Source organism: Phycobacter azelaicus, assembly GCF_014884385.1.
GTDB classification, from domain to species: Bacteria; Pseudomonadota; Alphaproteobacteria; order Rhodobacterales; family Rhodobacteraceae; genus Phycobacter; species Phycobacter azelaicus.
Genome location: NZ_WKFH01000003.1, coordinates 2,604,127 through 2,622,848 on the forward strand (window position 1 = coordinate 2,604,127; position 18,722 = coordinate 2,622,848).

General features: G+C 60.2%; 19 protein-coding genes. 14 read left to right on the forward strand and 5 right to left on the reverse strand.

Features of this window, described 5'->3' with window-relative positions:
- Positions 1 to 221 precede the first annotated feature (221 nt).
- The 8 genes from INS80_RS13625 to INS80_RS13660 all read left to right on the forward strand — a co-directional run bounded on the left by INS80_RS13625 (position 222) and on the right by INS80_RS13660 (position 7,171).
- The gene (locus tag INS80_RS13625) at positions 222 to 1,754 is read left to right on the forward strand and encodes an acyl-CoA carboxylase subunit beta (RefSeq protein ID WP_192966155.1); all 1,533 of its coding nucleotides are present in this window, start codon (positions 222 to 224) and stop codon (positions 1,752 to 1,754) included.
- A 5-nt stretch (positions 1,755 to 1,759) separates the two neighbouring features.
- Complete coding sequence (locus tag INS80_RS13630; RefSeq protein ID WP_192966156.1) at positions 1,760 to 2,125, forward strand: DUF1499 domain-containing protein; 366 nt, start codon at positions 1,760 to 1,762, stop codon at positions 2,123 to 2,125.
- Positions 2,126 to 2,404: 279 nt separating this feature from the next.
- A complete protein-coding gene (locus INS80_RS13635; RefSeq protein WP_369411408.1) occupies positions 2,405 to 2,791 on the forward strand; it encodes a DUF6497 family protein in 387 nt (128 codons plus the stop codon).
- A 214-nt stretch (positions 2,792 to 3,005) separates the two neighbouring features.
- The gene (locus tag INS80_RS13640; RefSeq protein WP_192966158.1) at positions 3,006 to 3,146 is read left to right on the forward strand and encodes a hypothetical protein; all 141 of its coding nucleotides are present in this window, start codon (positions 3,006 to 3,008) and stop codon (positions 3,144 to 3,146) included.
- 69 nt (positions 3,147 to 3,215) lie between these two features.
- Positions 3,216 to 3,572 carry a hypothetical protein gene (locus tag INS80_RS13645; RefSeq protein WP_192966159.1) on the forward strand — a complete coding sequence of 119 codons (357 nt, stop codon included), beginning with the start codon at positions 3,216 to 3,218 and terminating at the stop codon, positions 3,570 to 3,572.
- A 439-nt stretch (positions 3,573 to 4,011) separates the two neighbouring features.
- Positions 4,012 to 4,215, forward strand: coding sequence for a hypothetical protein (locus INS80_RS13650; protein ID WP_192966160.1), 204 nt, complete (start codon positions 4,012 to 4,014; stop codon positions 4,213 to 4,215).
- Between the two features lie 152 nt (positions 4,216 to 4,367).
- Positions 4,368 to 6,413 (forward strand): acetyl-CoA carboxylase biotin carboxylase subunit, encoded by a 2,046-nt coding sequence (locus INS80_RS13655; RefSeq protein WP_192966161.1) that lies wholly within the window; start codon positions 4,368 to 4,370, stop codon positions 6,411 to 6,413.
- 257 nt (positions 6,414 to 6,670) lie between these two features.
- Positions 6,671 to 7,171 (forward strand): hypothetical protein, encoded by a 501-nt coding sequence (locus INS80_RS13660; RefSeq protein ID WP_192966162.1) that lies wholly within the window; start codon positions 6,671 to 6,673, stop codon positions 7,169 to 7,171.
- Between the two features lie 4 nt (positions 7,172 to 7,175).
- On the opposite strand, the gene INS80_RS13665 is transcribed toward INS80_RS13660, so the two are convergent.
- Positions 7,176 to 7,619, reverse strand: coding sequence for a DUF4174 domain-containing protein (locus INS80_RS13665; protein ID WP_192966163.1), 444 nt, complete (start codon positions 7,617 to 7,619; stop codon positions 7,176 to 7,178).
- A gap of 179 nt (positions 7,620 to 7,798) precedes the next feature.
- Here INS80_RS13665 and INS80_RS13670 point away from each other — a divergent pair, with 179 nt between their 5' ends.
- The 6 genes from INS80_RS13670 (at position 7,799) to INS80_RS13695 (ending at position 13,760) form a co-directional block, all read left to right on the forward strand.
- Entirely contained in the window at positions 7,799 to 8,737 is a 939-nt protein-coding gene (locus INS80_RS13670) for a hypothetical protein (protein ID WP_192966164.1), read from the forward strand.
- On the forward strand, positions 8,703 to 10,829 hold the full coding sequence (scpA, locus tag INS80_RS13675; protein ID WP_192966165.1) for a methylmalonyl-CoA mutase: 2,127 nt from the start codon (positions 8,703 to 8,705) through the stop codon (positions 10,827 to 10,829). Before INS80_RS13670 ends, scpA begins: the two co-directional genes overlap by 35 nt.
- A 167-nt stretch (positions 10,830 to 10,996) precedes the next feature.
- Positions 10,997 to 11,599, forward strand: coding sequence for a VOC family protein (locus INS80_RS13680; RefSeq protein WP_192967281.1), 603 nt, complete (start codon positions 10,997 to 10,999; stop codon positions 11,597 to 11,599).
- Between the two features lie 65 nt (positions 11,600 to 11,664).
- Positions 11,665 to 12,363 carry a TerB family tellurite resistance protein gene (locus INS80_RS13685; RefSeq protein WP_192966166.1) on the forward strand — a complete coding sequence of 233 codons (699 nt, stop codon included), beginning with the start codon at positions 11,665 to 11,667 and terminating at the stop codon, positions 12,361 to 12,363.
- Complete coding sequence (locus INS80_RS13690) at positions 12,344 to 13,339, forward strand: endonuclease/exonuclease/phosphatase family protein (RefSeq protein ID WP_192967282.1); 996 nt, start codon at positions 12,344 to 12,346, stop codon at positions 13,337 to 13,339. Before INS80_RS13685 ends, INS80_RS13690 begins: the two co-directional genes overlap by 20 nt.
- Positions 13,340 to 13,370: 31 nt before the next feature.
- Positions 13,371 to 13,760 carry a hypothetical protein gene (locus tag INS80_RS13695; RefSeq protein WP_192966167.1) on the forward strand — a complete coding sequence of 130 codons (390 nt, stop codon included), beginning with the start codon at positions 13,371 to 13,373 and terminating at the stop codon, positions 13,758 to 13,760.
- Between the two features lie 24 nt (positions 13,761 to 13,784).
- Here the strand turns inward: INS80_RS13695 and INS80_RS13700 are convergent, their stop codons facing one another.
- From INS80_RS13700 to INS80_RS13715, 4 genes are all read right to left on the reverse strand, one after another.
- Entirely contained in the window at positions 13,785 to 15,335 is a 1,551-nt protein-coding gene (locus tag INS80_RS13700) for a Ppx/GppA family phosphatase (protein WP_192966168.1), read from the reverse strand.
- Between the two features lie 52 nt (positions 15,336 to 15,387).
- Positions 15,388 to 16,098: an HdaA/DnaA family protein gene (locus INS80_RS13705; protein ID WP_192966169.1), complete on the reverse strand. Its 711-nt coding sequence runs from the start codon at positions 16,096 to 16,098 to the stop codon at positions 15,388 to 15,390.
- Position 16,099: 1 nt separating this feature from the next.
- Positions 16,100 to 17,170, reverse strand: a complete 1,071-nt coding sequence (locus INS80_RS13710; protein ID WP_192966170.1) for an AI-2E family transporter — start codon at positions 17,168 to 17,170, stop codon at positions 16,100 to 16,102.
- Between the two features lie 118 nt (positions 17,171 to 17,288).
- Positions 17,289 to 18,653 carry an FAD-dependent oxidoreductase gene (locus INS80_RS13715; RefSeq protein ID WP_192966171.1) on the reverse strand — a complete coding sequence of 455 codons (1,365 nt, stop codon included), beginning with the start codon at positions 18,651 to 18,653 and terminating at the stop codon, positions 17,289 to 17,291.
- Between the last annotated feature and the right edge of the window lie 69 nt (positions 18,654 to 18,722).

Below are 18,722 nucleotides of genomic sequence, written 5' to 3' on the forward strand. Positions count from 1 at the left end.
CGGCGGGAATTGCGCGCAGCGATCGCGAAAGTCCAGCAAGCAAGATGCGACATGCGTTGGCTTCAAAATGAGCTCGTATTCACAACGATAGGCCGACAATTTGCGAATTATTCAAACTTGCAGATCATGTATGCAAAGGGTTTGCAAATTTGCGACAAAGGGCTTTGGTCCCTGCCACCTGCGCGTTACAGTCCTCTGCAAAATCAAAGGGGACCTGTGCCATGAAAGATATCCTTTCCGAGCTGGAAGAGCGCCGCGACGCCGCGCGGCTGGGCGGTGGGCAAAAGCGGATCGATGCCCAGCATGGGCGCGGCAAGCTGACAGCGCGCGAGCGGATTGACTTGTTGCTGGATGAGGGCAGCTTTGAAGAGTTCGACATGTTCGTCTCGCATCGCTGTACCGATTTCGGCATGGATCAGCAAAAACCTGCAGGAGACGGTGTTGTCACCGGTTGGGGTACCGTCAACGGTCGCCAGGTTTATGTCTTTAGCCAGGACTTTACGGTTCTTGGCGGCTCCGTTTCGGCCACGCATGCGCAGAAGATCTGCAAGATCATGGATATGGCCGTGCAGAACGGCGCACCGGTGATCGGGATCAACGATTCTGGCGGTGCGAGGATCCAGGAGGGGGTCGATAGCCTTGCGGGCTATGGGGAAGTCTTCAAGCGCAACGTGATGGCCTCGGGCGTGGTGCCGCAGATCTCGGTTATTATGGGCCCCTGTGCGGGCGGAGCGGTTTACTCCCCGGCGATGACTGACTTCATCTTTATGGTGAAAGACAGCTCTTACATGTTCGTGACCGGGCCGGATGTGGTAAAGACCGTTACCAACGAGCAGGTCTCGGCCGAAGAGCTGGGCGGCGCGGGTACCCATACCAAGAAATCCAGCGTGGCTGACGCGGCCTTCGAGAACGACGTCGAGGCGCTGGCCGAGGTGCGCCGTCTTGTGGACTTCCTGCCGCTGAACAACCGCGAAAAGCCGCCGGTGCGGCCGTTCTTTGACGATCCGGCGCGTATTGAAGACAGCCTTGATACCTTGATCCCGGAAAACCCCAACACGCCCTATGACATGAAGGAGCTCATCGTCAAAGTTGCGGACGAAGGGGACTTTTACGAAATCCAGGAAGAGTTCGCCAAAAACATCATCACCGGTTTCATTCGCCTCGAGGGGCAGACCGTAGGTGTCGTTGCCAACCAGCCGATGGTTCTTGCCGGCTGTCTTGATATCGACAGCAGCCGTAAGGCCGCCCGGTTCGTGCGCTTCTGCGACTGTTTCGATATCCCGATCCTGACCCTGGTTGACGTGCCAGGCTTCCTGCCGGGCACCACGCAGGAATACCGCGGCGTTATCAAGCATGGTGCCAAGCTTCTTTACGCCTATGCCGAAACAACGGTCCCCACTGTCACGGTGATCACCCGCAAGGCCTATGGTGGCGCTTATGTGGTTATGGCGTCCAAGCATCTGGGCTCTGACTTCAACTATGCCTGGCCTACGGCGGAAATCGCGGTGATGGGCGCCAAGGGCGCGACCGAGATCATCCACCGCGCGGATCTGGGCGATGCAGAGAAGATTGCCGCCCACACGGCTGATTACGAGGACCGCTTTGCCAATCCTTTTGTTGCGGCCGAGCGCGGCTTCATCGATGAGGTCATCCAGCCCAAATCCACACGTCGTCGCGTGGCGCGGGCCTTTGCGAGCCTTCGCAACAAGAAGCTTCAGACCCCGTGGAAGAAGCACGACAACATTCCGTTGTGATCTGAATGACGTCCGGTTGGAATATCCTGCGCGAAGGGGGGGCTTTGACGCTGTGCCGTCAGTCTCCGCCCCGCTTTGATGTGGCGGCCGCCACGGATCTGCCCATGGCGGATCCCTTGCGGCTGGCGCATCAGATCCGGCAAGATGTCTGGCGGGCGCTGCAGAATGTGCGCGGGTTCTCTCCGGTGGTGCGGGTGGTCAGGAGTGCTGACGGACTCAGAGTCACTGCCGGTGGCCGTGTGATTGGTCCTGTGTCCGCCGTTCTGGCCGAGCGTGTCGATGCTGTTCTGGTCGACCCGAAAAACCGGCGCCGTTGGCTGCGGCATGCAGGCCGAGGGGGGAGGTCAAGCTGTGAATTGCAAATCATATGACAGTTTGTGCCGCGGTGGCCACCGCGGGGTGAGTGCCTGGCTGGATCGGTACCCACATGCGTGTGCGGTGATTGCGCCGCGCCGAACAATGTCGCGGAAAGACTTCTTTCTGCACAAAATTGTAACAACGTTTGACATGAGGGGCGAATCAGCTCCATGATCTGGCCCGTAGGCATACGGTTAGCGCGCGCCGCGTGCGCAGCGCCTGCAGCCCCGGCAGGAGGAGCCCATTGTGTATGGGGTCGGGGCTGCGGTTATGCTGGTCTTCGGATGGTTGTTGTGTTCGTAGCCCTAATCGGTGCGCCCGCTGCGGCTTTTGACACAGCCGCTGCATCTGTTTCCGTTCCCTCTGGTCAGCCTGTCACCCTCAACGAGATCCTACTTGACACCGAGCCGGGCCAGTTGTGGCTGAGGTTGCGGTTTGTCGCACCGCAGATTGCGCGCTCAGGCGGTGCCATCACCCACGATCAGGCGGCGGCAGATATGGACCACCTGTGCAAGAATCTTGCTTTGCCCTACATGTCCGAACAGGCGATTGCACCAGAGCGGGTCGTGATCTCCTTTTCCGATCGCGCCCTGCCGTTTGGCGTGCAGGATGCGGCGGCCACCCAGTTCTTTGAGGTGTATCGTCCGTCTGGCGACACCTGCATCTGGGAGGGGTTTTGATGGCAACACAACATCTTGCGGCTCGCGGTGAGGTTGTGCCCGCGCTTGCGGCTTTGTCGCCACAATGGCTTCTCCTGCAGTCTTTTCGGTGTGAAATCGGTGGTTTGTCGGCTATCATCGCACCGGGCAGCATTGTGATTGCCCGTTTATTGAGGTCGAGCCATGCCCGGATGCCGTCTGGCCGTGGTTTCAAGGCAAAAATCAGGAGACAGAAATGTCCAAGAGCATCAAGCTTTTCACGCTGGCAAGCCTGCTGGCGGCCGTCGCAGCCTGCGGCAGCAAAGAAGAAGAATTTGTCATTGTCGAGCCCGAGCCCATTTCGGTCGAACCGACATACACCGGCAAATATAAGTAACACCGACAGGGGTCCGGCCCTGTGGCCGGCCCCTAACGCCGTGCGCGGTGCCGGATCGGGGGCATCGTCATGCTGAAACACCGTGGCTTTCCGGGCCGTCTTCCGGGTACCGATTTTCAATTCACAATCCGCCGTCCGAACCCCAAGGGGGTGACGCCGATCACCAAGCGTGAGCGGTATCGCGACCGCCGCGCGCCGGACCGGCGCGCCGACGCCGCCTTTATGAAGGCACTTTGGGAACACTTTGGCGACCAGCCTTTTGAACGCGGCAACCTGGATGCAGGGCGCCTGAGCTGGCTGTTCGGGCGCGAAGTGGTCGCAGTAGACGAGGATTTTGATCCAGCGGACTATGAAGCGCTTCTGGTCATCAATGTCGATCTGGCACGCCAGTCCTTTCCCGAAGCTTTTGAGGATGGGGGTTACTGATGCGCGCCTCGCGGCCCGATACCCCTGTGATGAGCACCTTTGTTGCATCTGGCGATCGAGCTGCGATCGGCGCGATTTCGCACAGCCGAGCTCGGTTTCAGCGGGAAACTGCGCAGCCGTGCGGTGCGAGCACGCTCGGGCTTCCCGCCCGACGCAAAAGCTGCAACCGTTGGGCAGCGACACGGTGTTCCCGCGTCGCTACGCATCTGTTCCAGTCCCTCGACTTGGAAGGGCAGGCCCGCGCCCCCATCCGCGGCCTGCCCGCTTTTTTCGCGCATCTTAGCGCTCTGCACACATTGGCGGAACCTCGCCATAAGGTACCAAGTTTCCGGCAAAGTGCCGCCGGATCTGTTTCTGTTGAGATCCCGTCATTGCAGGAGTTGGATGGCTCAGCCATCTCTGTTCTGAAAACACAGCAGAGCAGAAAAGGAACGTTGCAATGCAGGCAAATCACATCGCGCTTGCCCTCGCCCTATGCGGCGGGCTTTCAGCCTGTGGGCAGACAACCGGCGAACAGGTCGTCTACGGCGCCAGCGCAGGGGCGCTTGGCTCGCTCCTGCTGGACGGCAACCCTGTCACGGGCGCCGCTGTCGGCACCGCAGCAAACCTCATTTACTGCAAGGAAAACCCCGGAAAGTGCTGATCGCACGCCCGGTTTTCTTGCACTGACATTCCGGTCCGGTTGGGCCGGTTCACCCACCACTCAGATGCCGTGCCCGGATGTGTTTCGGGGGCGGCATCTTGTATTCCGGCCCAATGGAAAACCGGGGCCCACAAGAAAACAAGGGACTGCCAATGTTTGATAAGATCCTGATCGCCAACCGGGGCGAGATCGCCTGCCGCGTTATCAAGACCGCGCGCAAGATGGGCATCAAGACGGTTGCCATCTATTCCGACGCGGACAAGCAGGCGCTGCATGTACAGATGGCAGATGAAGCCGTGCACATTGGCCCGCCGCCTGCGAACCAGTCTTATATCGTGATCGACAAGGTCATGGATGCCATTCGTCAAAGCGGCGCACAGGCTGTGCATCCGGGCTATGGCTTCCTGTCCGAAAACGCCAAATTCGCCGAGGCGCTCGCCGCCGAGGGCGTCGCTTTTGTCGGCCCCCCCGTTGGTGCCATCGAAAGCATGGGTGACAAGATCACATCCAAGAAGATCGCTCAGGACGCCAATGTCAGCACCGTGCCTGGCTACATGGGGCTGATTGAAGACGCCGACGAAGCGGTGAAGATCAGTCAGGAAATCGGCTATCCGGTGATGATCAAGGCCTCTGCCGGGGGCGGCGGCAAAGGCATGAGGATTGCCTGGAACGACGAGGAAGCCCGCGAAGGCTTCCAGTCTTCCAAGAACGAAGCAGCAAGCTCTTTCGGGGATGACCGGATCTTCATTGAGAAATTCGTGACCCAGCCCCGCCACATCGAAATTCAGGTGCTCTGCGACACCCACGGCAATGGCATTTATCTGGGTGAGCGGGAATGCTCGATCCAGCGCCGGAACCAGAAAGTGGTCGAAGAGGCGCCGTCGCCCTTCCTGGATGAGGCCACCCGCAAGGCGATGGGTGAGCAGGCCGTGGCACTGGCCAAGGCGGTGGGCTATGCCTCTGCCGGGACTGTGGAGTTCATCGTCGATGGCGACAAGAACTTCTACTTCCTGGAAATGAACACCCGCCTGCAGGTGGAACACCCAGTGACCGAGCTGATCACTGGCGTTGACCTGGTGGAGCAGATGATCCGCGTTGCCGGTGGCGAGCCGCTGAGCATCACTCAGGACGACGTGAAACTGACGGGCTGGGCTATTGAAAACCGTCTTTACGCCGAAGATCCCTATCGCAACTTCCTGCCTTCCATCGGTCGGCTGACCCGCTACCGCCCGCCGGCAGAGCAGGCCTCTGGTCCGCTTTTGGAGAACGGAAAATGGCAGGGCGATGCGCCCGAAGGCGCGGTTGCGGTCCGCAATGACACCGGCGTCTACGAGGGCGGCGAGATCTCGATGTATTATGATCCCATGATCGCCAAGCTCTGCACCTGGGCGCCGACCCGCGATGCAGCGATTGCCGCCATGCGCGATGCGCTGGATGGGTTCGAGGTCGAGGGCATCGGTCACAACCTGCCGTTCCTGTCGGCTGTGATGGATCACCCGAAGTTCGTCAGTGGTGACATGACCACCGCCTTTATTGCCGAGGAATACCCGGATGGCTTTGAAGGGGTAGAACTGCCCGAAGGGGAGCTGCGCCGTATTGCGGCGGCCACTGCCGCGATGCACCGTGTGGCCGAAATCCGCCGCACCCGCGTGTCGGGCCGCATGGATAACCACGAACGCAAAGTAGGTACCGATTGGGTTGTAACCTTGCAGGGGGAGTCTTTTGACGTGGTGATCGATGCCGATCACGATGGCTCCACTGTTCGCTTTGCCGATGGCGCGGCCATCCGCGTGGCTTCGGACTGGACGCCGGGCGATCAGCTGGCGCGTGTTTCTACCGATGATGACATGCTGGTTCTTAAAGTGGGCAAAATCTCGGGCGGTTTCCGCATTCGCAGCCGCGGCGCCGACCTGAAGGTGCATGTGCGCACGCCCCGTCAGGCCGAACTGGCCCGCAAGATGCCCGAGAAACTGCCGCCGGATACCTCGAAACTGCTGCTGTGCCCGATGCCCGGTCTGATCGTGAAGGTCGATGTTGAAGTCGGGCAAGAGGTGCAGGAAGGTCAGGCGCTTTGCACCGTGGAGGCGATGAAGATGGAAAACATTCTGCGCGCCGAGAAGAAGGGCGTGGTCTCCAAGATCAATGCCAGCGCGGGCGACAGCCTTGCGGTTGACGATGTAATCATGGAGTTCGAATAAGGTGAGCCAAAGGGCAGCCCATCCACCGGGGGCAACTGCGCCCGGTCTTGATCAGGACAGGCTTCCTCCTGTCTGTGGGGCTGCCCATGGTCCTTTGGTTTCTGGAAAATTGCCCAAATGCACCAATTCTTCAGACCTCGGTGCCAAGCTGTTCCAGCGGGAGACCCGCGCTTCGGGGCTGCATGCTGACCGCATGGCGGCCCGTCCGTGTGGCGCTTCCGTTGCTGTAAGATGTCAAGGGGTTCTGGAGGCAAAGGATGCGGCGTACTACACTGGGCTTTATTTCAGGGATGCTCCTTCTGTCGGCCTGCGCGCTGGACAAGGAAGAGGAAGTGCGTGCGCATGTGTCACCGTGGGTGAAACTGGGCGATACGTATTTCTTCGAGTCCTCGTCAAGCTGCACGGCCGCCGTGTTTCACACGGAAAGTCCGCGCATCAGCTCGCTGGTTTCCAAGGCACGGTCGGTCTCCACGGGCATGAAGATGTTGTCGGAGGGCAAGCCTGTTGCCTTCGACGTCGGCGGCAAGACACCCAACATGCTGACCGAGGACATCATGTCCCGCGATCTGCCGCAGGGTATCAGCGTGCTCAACTCGGGCCTTGCAGGGGCAAACTGCATGAGCGAACTGGTCAAGAGCATCTACTATCAGGCGATCATGAACCCGCAGTCGCGCTTGATCTTCGACCCCGAAGGAGACGCCATGATCGTTGTGGACCGGCAGGCGGGAGCTCTTATCTATGTCCGCGGCAACGGCTAGGAGGTCAGCTGCCGCGCCGTTCTTCCACTTCGCGCAGCCGCGAGGGGAACTTGTCAATCGTGCGACTGAGTTCGCGCACGCTCCACGGGTGGGGTTTGCGCAGTTTAACCCCGCCATCCTTGCCAACCAACACTAGCATGAACCCGCGTGGGCGCAGAGCCTTGCGCAGGTCAGAGCGTTTTGACGGATCGGTGTCGGTGAGCACAACGACGTCGCGATCCAGCAGATCCGCCGCGCCGTTCTCCAGTCGCTGCATCTGGTCCTGGAAACGTGGATCCTCTGGGCTGTCGGCGAATATGACGACGGGTCTTTTGTGCCAGAGGAATGCGTCAAGGGTGCCGTCGTATTCGGGCAGGACAAGCACCGGTGCGTCTGTTGCCGCGGTATCCTCCGCCAGCGCTGACACTGGTAGAAAGGCTGCAAGAACAAGGGCTAGGATTGGTTTCATGGTCTCTCCTGTTGCCGGTAATATATGCCGCTCCGGCGCGAATGCGATGGTTGAATGCCGGGGAGAACAAAAAAATTCAGCGCGCATTAACCGCTTTGAGAGGGGGCGTGTCGCATGATCCTGTGGTCTCCCTCTGATCGTCCGCCAAGGCGGGCCCCGTCCAAAGGACTGGAAAAGCGATGCAAGTGATTGTTCATCTGGGTGCCCATCGGTGCGCCACAACCTCGTTTCAGGATTACCTTCGGTTCAATGCGTCGGCACTGGCTGAGAAGGGACTGGAGGTCTGGGGGCCGGACCGCACACGCCACGGGCTGTATCACGGGATTCTGCCCGAACCATCGGTAACACCCGCGGCCAAGGGCGCCAAGCGAGCCAAAGGTCGGCTGAAAATGCGCCTTGACCAAAGCTGTTCTGCGGGGGTCAAACAGCTGTTGATCAGCGATGAGAACATGATGGGCAGCATGCGTGAAAACCTGCGTCTTGGCGGGCTTTATGACGGGATCGGCGAACGGCTGGCCCGGTTTCATGAGGCCTTCGACGGAAGAGTTTCCACACTGGCGGTCAATTTGCGTAGCCTTGAAGCCTACTGGACCTCGGTGCTGACCTATGCTGTTGCGCGCGGCCACGGTGTGCCCACCGGGCGACAGCTGGATCGGCTGCTGGAAAGCACCCGCAGCTGGCGCGATGTGCTGACAGACATCGCCTGCTCCATGCCGGGCGTCGACATTCGTGTGCTGCCGTTTGAAACCTTCGGCGGGCGACCTGAGGTACAGTTGGAACTCCTGACGGGGCTCAAGGGTCCGCGCGAAAGCGCCCGAATGCGCCATGCCGCCTCGCCCCGGCTGGAAGAGCTGCGTGCGATGATGTCCACTTCGGCGGCTCGCGCCCTGCCGGACGGAGAAGGGCGCTGGCGCCCCTTTGACGAGGTGCAAACCGCAGCTTTGCGCGAACGCTATGCGGATGATCTGATGTGGCTGGCGGCAGGTGCTGATGGGCTGTCCCAGATCCGGCTGATGAATGATCCAGACAAACAGGCGGCGGGAGATAACCCGCTCCAGAACGACTTGACGAGAGGAAGACCCCATGACGAAGACAGACGATTGGCGGGCTCTGGCTGAAAAAGAGCTGCGTGGACGCCCGCTTGAAGAGCTGACCTGGCAGACGCTCGAAGGTATCGACGTCAAACCGCTGTATACCGAGGACGACACCAAGGCGCTGCCCCATATGGGGGGCTTGCCAGGCTTTGGCCCCTTCACACGCGGCGTGAAGGCCACGATGTACGCAGGCCGTCCCTGGACCATCCGCCAATACGCGGGGTTCTCCACGGCGGAGGAATCCAACGCCTTTTACCGCCGCAACCTCGCGGCCGGTCAGCAGGGCGTTTCGGTTGCCTTCGACCTTGCGACCCACCGCGGCTATGACAGCGACCATCCGCGCGTTGTTGGCGATGTGGGCAAGGCAGGTGTGGCCATCGACAGCGTCGAGGACATGAAGATCCTTTTCGACGGCATCCCGCTCGACAAGGTTTCGGTCTCGATGACCATGAACGGCGCGGTGATCCCAATCCTGGCCAATTTCATCGTTGCAGGCGAAGAGCAGGGCCACGACAAGAGCCTGCTGGCGGGTACCATTCAGAACGACATTCTGAAAGAGTTCATGGTGCGCAACACCTATATATACCCGCCTGAACCGTCGATGCGGATCATCTCGGACATCATCGAGTACACTTCCAACGAGATGCCCAAGTTCAACTCCATTTCGATTTCCGGCTACCACATGCAGGAAGCGGGCGCGAACCTGGTGCAGGAGCTGGCCTATACCCTGGCAGACGGGCGCGAATATGTGCGTGCGGCTATTGATGCAGGCATGGACGTGGACAAATTCGCGGGTCGTTTGTCCTTCTTCTTTGCCATCGGCATGAACTTCTTCATGGAGATCGCCAAGCTGCGCGCGGCGCGCACCCTTTGGCACCGGGTGATGACCGATTTCGGCGCAAAGAACGATCGGTCTAAAATGCTGCGCACCCACTGCCAGACCTCGGGCGTGTCCCTGCAAGAGCAGGACCCGTACAACAACGTCATCCGCACCGCCTATGAGGCGATGTCGGCGGTTCTGGGTGGCACGCAAAGTCTGCACACCAATGCGCTGGACGAAGCCATCGCTCTGCCGACCGATTTCTCGGCCCGCATTGCCCGCAACACCCAGTTGGTGCTGCAGGAAGAAACCGGCGTTACAAACGTGGTCGATCCGCTGGCGGGCTCCTACTACGTGGAGAGCCTGACCAACGAGCTGATCGAAAAAGCCTGGGCCCTGATGGAAGAGGTCGAGGAGATGGGCGGTATGACCAAGGCCGTCGCCTCTGGCATGCCCAAGCTGCGCATCGAAGAAAGCGCCGCGCGGCGTCAGGCAATGATCGACCGCGGCGAAGAGGTGATCGTCGGCGTCAACAAATACCGCAAGGACAAAGAGGACCCGATCGACATCCTGGATGTGGATAACGTTGCTGTGCGCGAAAGCCAGATTGCACGGCTCGAAAAGATCCGCGCGGAGCGGGATGATGCAGCCTGCACGGCAGCCCTTGATGAAGTAACCCGCGTGGCCAAAGAAGGCGGCAACCTTCTGGCCGCCGCTGTCGAAGCCGCCCGTGCCCGGGCCTCGGTTGGAGAGATCAGCATGGCGATGGAAAAGGAATTCGGCCGTCACTCGGCAGAGGTTAAGACCCTGGCGGGCGTCTATGGCGCCGCCTACGAAGGCGACGAAGGCTTTGCCGCGATCCAGAAGTCCATAGATGAGTTCGCAACCGAGGAAGGCCGCCGTCCGCGTCTTCTGGTGGTCAAGATGGGCCAGGATGGCCACGACCGCGGTGCCAAGGTGATTGCAACGGCCTTTGCCGATATCGGCTTTGACGTGGACGTCGGCCCGCTGTTCCAGACCCCGGACGAAGCGGCGCAGGACGCGATCGACAACGATGTGCATGTCGTCGGGATCTCAAGCCAGGCCGCAGGCCACAAGACGCTTGCACCGCAGCTGGTTCAGGCGCTGAAAGAGCAGGGGGCCGAGGACATCATCGTGATCTGTGGCGGCGTCATTCCGCAGCAGGATTATCAGTTCCTTTATGACAATGGCGTCAAGGCGATCTTTGGCCCCGGCACCAATATCCCGGAGGCCGCTCAGGATATCCTGGAGCTGATCCGCAAGGCACGCAGCTGATTATTGACCCGCTGATGGGATGAAACTGTTTTGCAAACTCACCCGGCGCCTCGACAGCGCCGGGTTTTGCTTATGATGACTCGCTGGCGCGGCTCATTGGCTTTGATGTTGTGCCGTTGAGATCTACAGCTAAGGTGCGCCAACACGTAAAGGAGAGAAATCCGATGATGGAGCTGGATCACATTGCAGTTGCCGGTGAAACACTGGAGGAGGCAGTCAACCACGTAGAGGCTGCCCTTGGTGTTCCGTTGCAGGCTGGGGGGCAACATCAGGTCTTTGGCACCCACAATCGGCTCCTCGGGCTGGCTGATGGTCTCTATATGGAGGCCATCGCTATCGACCCGGACGCAACGCCCGAACGCAGCCCATGCTGGTTTGACCTCGACAACTTCAGCGGCACGCCGCGCTTGACCAACTGGATTTGCAGAGCGACCGGATTGCCAGCCCTTTTGGAGAGCCTTCCGAAAGGCGCAGGAGAGCCCGTGGCGTTGACGCGCGGCGATCTGGTTTGGGATATGGCGGTGCCTGCCGATGGCAAGCTGCCGTTTGACAATCTCTTTCCGGCGCTCATCGAGTGGCACAGTGCCCATCCTGCGCCACGGCTTGATCAGCAGGGCTGCGCGTTGCGCCGACTTGTGATTTCTCATCCCGATGCGGCGGACCTGGAAGAGCTGTTGCCGCTCAAGGATGGGCGCCTGGTGTTCGAGACCGGTTCTGCGGAAATGGAGGCCGAATTCGACACGCCGCATGGGATCCGCGTGCTGCGCTAAGAAAATTCCGGGCATTTGCGTGCTGCGGCACTGACAGGGGCGCAAAAGGTCAGTAGGGTTACCGCATGTCGTTGTGGAGCCGTATATCCGACGCGCTGGGCGCGCTGGCCAAGGGGGAAAGCCTTGCGCATGTCTTTGACAAGCTGAGGGCGCCGCCTGAACGCACCGTGGGGTTTGCCATCGCCGTCATCGCGTTAGGGGCCAAGATGGCCAAGGCAGACGGGCAGGTGACGCGCGATGAGGTCACCGCTTTTCGCGAAGTCTTTCAGATTGCCCGCGAGGATGAGGCTGGGGCAGCGCGGGTCTTCAACATGGCGCGCACCGATGTGGCGGGCTATCAGGACTATGCCGCTCGCATCCAGCGCATGTTTGCGGATGATCCGGCGACGTTGTGCGACTTGATGGAAGGTCTGTTTCACATTGCCATGGCTGATGGTTTCTATCATCCGGGCGAGAATGAATTCCTGGAGGATGTAAGCCGGATCTTCGGCCAGACTTCGCAGCAGTTTAAAGCCTTGCGTGCACGTTTCGTGACGGATGCGCCGAAGGATCCTTATGCGGTACTGGGGGTGCCTCCGGATATGCCGCTCGAGGAGATCCGCAAGCACTGGCGGCGCCTTGTGCGGGAAACTCATCCGGATGCCATGATGGCGCGCGGCGTGCCCGAAGAGGCGGTGCGTCTGGCGGAAAAGCGGATGATAGACGTCAACCGCGCCTGGGACGAGATCAATGGATGCGGGGCCCATGCGGCTGGTCACCTATAATATCGAGTGGTTCTCCCACCTCTTTGACCAGAACGACCAGTTGATGCTGGACAACAAACCCTCGGGCCGTCACGGCGTTGATCGCTATACGCAAGGCGTGTCTTTGGCGCATGTGTTCCAGACGCTGGATGCGGACGCGGTGATGGTCATAGAGGCGCCGAATACCGGACGGCGCCAGCGCACCGTGCGCGCGCTTGGTGCCTTTGCTGCAGAGGCCGGACTGCGCACAAGCGAAGTGGTCAGCGGTTTTGCTACTGATACCCATCAGGAAATTGCGCTGATGTATGACCCTGCAGTCCTCAGCGCTGAACACGACCCGCAGGCCAGCGCCGAAGCGCCACGGTTTGACGGCCGTTTCGAGATAGACCTGGATACGGATTCTGTGCCGGAACAGGTGCGGTTCTCCAAGCCACCGCTTGAGTTGAAAGTGCTTACACAAGGGGGGACGTCCCTGCGCATCATCGGCGCGCATCTGAAATCCAAGGCGCCCTACGGCGTCGAAGGCCATGATGCGATCATTCAACGCGCCATTGAGAATCGTCGCACCCAACTGGCACAGGCGATCTGGCTGCATCGACGTATCTCTGACCATGTTGCGGCAGGGGAGGAAGTGATCCTGATGGGCGATCTGAACGACGGTCCGGGTCTTGATGAATACGAACGGCTTTTCGGGCAGTCCTCTGTCGAGATTGTAATGGGACAAGAGCTACGCGACCCGCATGCCCAGATCCTGAGCCAGCCGCGGCCCGGCAGCCCACCCAGTACCGCGCGGTTTTATGACGAAGAGAAGAAACGCTATTTCCGGGCCTGCCTCGACTACGTTATGATCTCGAAGGGTCTTGAAAGCTGCCATCCGCGCTGGCGGATCTGGCATCCATTCGAGGATGCGGCCTGCTATGCAGACGAGGTGTTGCGAGAGGCGCTTTTGCTGGCCTCGGACCATTTTCCTGTCAGTCTGGATCTCGACCTGACTTAAAATTGCGTTCTGTCACGCCTATATTGCAACCATGAAACAGTTCGCATGCATAAGCGCCCTTTGCCTGACCTGCCTTGCAGCACCCGTGGCTGCCGAAAAAGCAGAAGACGGCGGCAAGGGATTGATGGAGAAAGGCGCCGAGATGTTCTGGGAAGGTCTGCGCCAGGAAATGGGACCGGCGCTGGAGGATCTGCAGGCTTTTGCCGAGAGCTTTGCCAGCGAGGTTGGCCCGTCAATGCGCGAGTTTCTTGCCCAGATGGGACCGGCACTTGCCGAAATCGCGTCCGAGGTCGAGGATTGGAGCCGCTACGAAATGCCGGAAATCCTCCCAAATGGTGACATTATCATTCGCAGGAAGCCTGACCCGGCCCCGGAGACGCCCGAGCAGCCAGAACCAAAGGCGGGTGTGACTGACCTCTAGTCCAGCCTCTATCCGGGCGCGGTCTTAGCCGACGACTTTGACTTTGCATTCAGCCTCAAGTGCGTCGCAGAGCGAGCTCAGGCGGGCTTCGGCGACCTCTCCAAACAGCGGCTCGGCGGCGCGCGGCAGCTCAAGCGTCAGGTGCTTTTTGCGCGGCTGCCATTTCAGTTTGCCGATACTGTCAGTATTGCTCACCATCAGCATGGCGCCAAAACGCATGGCCTTGCCCAGGATCTCTGCCTCTTTCTGACCCTTCTCATCCAGCAGATCATAGAGATATTCGAAAGCGGTGCCCTGACGTTTGTTGCGATAGCGATGCAGCAGGGCCAGCCCCAGAAAGACCCGCTCAGAGTGTTTCAGCCCGCCGAGATTGGCTCGGGTGGCATTGTCGAAACAGACCTCGGCGCGGTAATCGGGATGCGCGCGCCAGCTCACATCATGAAGCAGGCACGCGGCCTTGATCAGGCGCTTTTTCGTGTGCGGCCCGTTATTGAACAAGGGGATCACAAAGTCATAGAGCGTCTTGCCAAAGCCGGGGATGCGGGCGTCCTTGGCCTCGGCAAAGCGACTGGCCTCGACCAGCGGGTCGCGTTCGCGCAGGCGCTGGGGCATCTGCTCATAAAGCAGCCCTTCGCGGATCCCGTAGCTTGAGACGGCGATATCCTTGGGTTTGAACGTCTTGACCAGCCGGTTGAGCACGTCGATTGCGTATGGCACCAGCGACATCCGCGCCGCAGAGATCCCCGTTTCGGCCCGCAACGCTTCCATGTCGCGTTTGTCGATGTATTTCAGCGTTGCTCGCACGTCCTTGGCGCTCATCCGATATTCATGCAGAACTTTCAGCGGATAGCCGCGCCGCGCCATATCGATCCGGGCAATGGCCCGCCAGCTGCCCCCCACAAGGAACAGACGATCGTTCTGCTTGCCCATTTCGGCGTGCAAATCATCCATGACGGCCGCGATATGCGCCTTGCGCCCGCGTCTGCCGCCCTTGATGTCGCGCAATTTCAGCGGTCCCAGCGAAGAAGTAACCCGTTTACCCACCTCGCCGCCGTGGATCTCGGCCAGCTCCATCGAGGAGCCACCGATGTCGCAGACCAGACCATAGGAGCCCGGCCAGCCCAAGAGAACCCCTTGCGCTGAAAGCCGCGCTTCTTCGCGGCCGTCGATCACCCAGATCTTGAGACCGGTTTCGCGCAGCACATCGGCGCAGAAATCAGGTCCATCTTCGGCATCGCGCACTGCGGCGGTTGCGACAACAGACAGGGGCGGCAGCCCCATCCCTTCTGCGAGACACTGGAACCGGCGCAGGGCGGCCAGGGCACGGGCGCGTCCCTCCGGGTTCAGGTGGCCGGTTTCAGAAAGGCCCGCACCAAGGGCGCACATGATCTTTTCATTGTAGAAATAGGCCGGACTTCGGGCAGCACCGTCAAAAACCACAAGCCGGACAGAGTTCGAGCCGACATCCACCACGCCAACGCGGGACAGGGCGCGCGCATCGGGAGAGTCGAACAGGGGTCGGCCAAAGGGACCCCAGTCGGCGGCGGCCGGCATTTCGGTCTCAAGTACGGTCATGGGCGCTCCGTATTGCGGCGTGTGGTCAGGATGGGGGAGGGCAGGATTCGGGTCAACTGCCCGAACCGGCATTGGTTTCCGGATCGTTGAGGTTCGGGTCCTCGGACATCAGGCGAACGGCTAGCGGGCGGGACAATGTGCGCTTTTCGGCAAGCGACAGCCGGTCGAGCTGTTCGACAATGCGGGCTGCGGCAGCAAAGGAACGATCCATATGCGCCACGAGGTAGGGGATCACATCGGGTTTCGGCGTGATTTGGCGATCATTAAAGAGTTTGGCCAGCACCACGGCCAAAAGAGCATCGTCTGGCGGCTGGAGCTCAGCATGGGTGGCGGCCTGAACGCGGCTTTGCAGGTCCGGCAGGGATAGGCCCCAAAGGTTCGGTGCTGCGCGTCCCGTCATCATCAGGTTAAAGCCGTTGGCGAGAACCAGATTGTGAAGGTGGAACAAGGCTTCCTGCGCCAGGGTGTTCTGGGCAATCAGGGGCACATCCTCGACAACCACGGGGCCGCTTGCCAGCACGGGTACCTTGGTCTCACACAGGTCACTGGCCTGCACGATACGCGCTCCCGAGGCACTGGCCCAGACATGAGCGAGGTGGGTCTTGCCCGATCCGGTAGGACCGGTCAGCACCAGCTTTCCGCTCGGCCAGGCAAAACCGGGATCCAAGAGGGCGACTGCCATCGCATTGGATGGCGCGACAAAGAAATCATCGCGGCCCAGCGCAGTCTTGGCGGGCAGATCGAAACTCAGCTGTTGCGCCATTTTATTTTTGCGAATCCCGGTGGCTCAGTCCCTGGTAGAGGCGGCTGTCCAGATACTGTTCGGTCAGGAAACGTGCAACCACGCCAAGGGCCGCAGCCACAGGAACGGCCACCAGCATGCCGACAAAACCAAAAAGCGCACCAAAGACTGATAGCGCCAAAAGCAGCCAGACAGGGTGCAAGCCGACAGACCCGCCTACGAGTTTGGGTGTCAGGTAGTTGCCTTCGATCACCTGGCCGACGGCGAAGATACCCGCGACCAAAGCAATGGACCACCACTCTCCCCAGAACTGGAACAAGGCCAGCCCGATGGCGAGGGCACCACCGATCAACGCCCCGAGATAAGGGATGAAGGTGACAAGACCGGCGATGAAACCCACGGCTAGTCCAAAATTCAGTCCCACGACCATCAGCGCGACCGCGTAATAGACGCCAAGGATCAGGCAGACCGTGCCCATACCACGGATGAAGGAGGCCAGAACATTATCAATCTCTCCGGCCAGCCTGCGGATGATCGGGGCATGATCACGCGGCAAGAGGGCGTCGATCCTTTCAATCATACGGTCCCAGTCGAGAAGTAGATAGACGGCCACCACCGGTACGATCACGAAGAGAACCAGAATATTGACGACCGAAACAGCTGATCCAACGAGGGATTCGAACAGCTCGATCCCTTTGCCCTGCAGTGTGCCCGCGATTGATGCGATGGTCTGCTGCGCGCGGCTTCCCTCGGTAAAGACGGAGGGAAAATGTGTTTGGGCAAAGCTGCGCAGATCGCGGAAGGCCTCGGGCAGAACCCGGATCAGATCACTCAGCTGATAGAGCAGTGTCGGCACCACGACGAGAAGCAAAAGCATGAAAGTCAGCATCGCGCCCACTGTGATGACGGCGGTGGCGGCTGTGCGGCTGAGGCCCCAGTCTTCCAGTTTGTCGGCAATGGGGTCGATCAGGTAGGCAATCGCTGCGCCCAGCACAAAGGGCAACAGCACATCCCCTAGCACCCAGAGCACGATTGCAAAAACGACCGCGGCAACGCCCCAGTATTGAAACTGCTTCTTGGCTGGAAGTGCCATGTTCAAAGCGCCCCTGAATGGCCTGTTCGATATTCTCTTAAGTCATTGCCCATGCTGCGGGCGCATGCAACCGTGAATGGCCGATCGGAGAACACGCCAGCGGGATCAAAGTCTGATCTTAGTGGATCCGAACGCCCTGAAGCCTCAATTCTGCCTGAACGGCGGTCACGTCGACGCTTGCAAGCGGGCTATCCGATTTGATCGAGAGCGCTGCAGCAACGCCAGCCCCCTGACCGGCAACGGCGCAGCAGGCCATGTTGCGGGTTGCGGCATGAGCGACCTTGTCACCGCCGATCGCCCGGCCAGTAACAAGCAGGTTCTCGACACCCTTTGGCAGCATCGCCCGGTAAGGGATTTGCATGTAGCGTCCGGTGGTTGGCAGAATCAGGATACCGTAGCCGTCGATGAATTCTGGGTAGATGCCGATGGTGTCTTCGAAACGGCCCTGGTTGCGGGTCTCGTCCTCGGTGATGTTGTGGTGGGCGTCGATCTTTCGAGTGTCGCGTATGCCGATCGTCATTCCAAAGTTGCGCAGCCGCGCCCCTTCGCAGCCCGGCGTGTAGGCCTTTAGCGCATTGATCGCATGCATTGCCTGCTTGCGCCCTTCAATCTCGAACCGGGTCATGCTGTCGGGATCGGTACCATCGCAACCCGCCAGGTGCACAAGGTTCATATAGGTCATCTCGCCGCTGTCATGGACGGCCCCCCAGGTGCCGCCAATGGTATTGAGATGCGCCGGGATAACCCCGTCTCGCAGGGCCTGGGCAAAGGGTTTGGCGAGGAAGGGAGAGAACATGTCATCCTCTTTGCCGGAGGTCTCTACCTCCCATTCGCCGGTGGACCAGTCCTTGTAGGTTTGCGGGTCGGCCTTCACCCCGTCCATGAACTTCTGCTTGTCGACGCCTGCGATGTGGAACATGACGCTGGCGGCCTGCATTTCCTCGACCGGGGTCTTGATGGTGGGGGCGCCCATCGCATGCGCAATGTCCGCATCGCCCGTTGCATCGATCACGCGCTGGGCCAGGATCGCCTCGCGCCCGGCTTTGGATTCGACGATGACGCCGGTGATCCGGTTGCCTTCGCGGATGGGAGCCACGAACATGCGGTGCAGCATCGGGTGGATGCCCGCTTCCTCAACCAGCCGGTCTGCCACCAGTTTGAAGCCTTCGGCGTCGAGTTCATAAGACAGGGACTGGCTTTCGGGAACGGCGGCATCCATCGCTTTGGCGCGTTCTTCGAACTCCCAGCCGATACCGCCGGCCTCGACAGTCTGTTCGTGGCGATACCAGGCAAACCCCTCGACACCAACCGCAGTGATATTGCCGCCAAAGCAGCCGAAGCGTTCCAGTAGGGTGACCTCAACCCCGCAGCGGGCAGCCGCCAGCGCCGCCGCCAACCCGCCGGGGCCAGAGCCCACCACAAGAACATCGGTACGATGCACGACGGGAATTTCGCGGGCGGGTTCGGTGATTGTGTCGCGCATCGGTGCCTCCAATGAATTTGATCCAGCATTCACAAAATGAAATCACTGTTCAACTAGATTCGCGTCAGG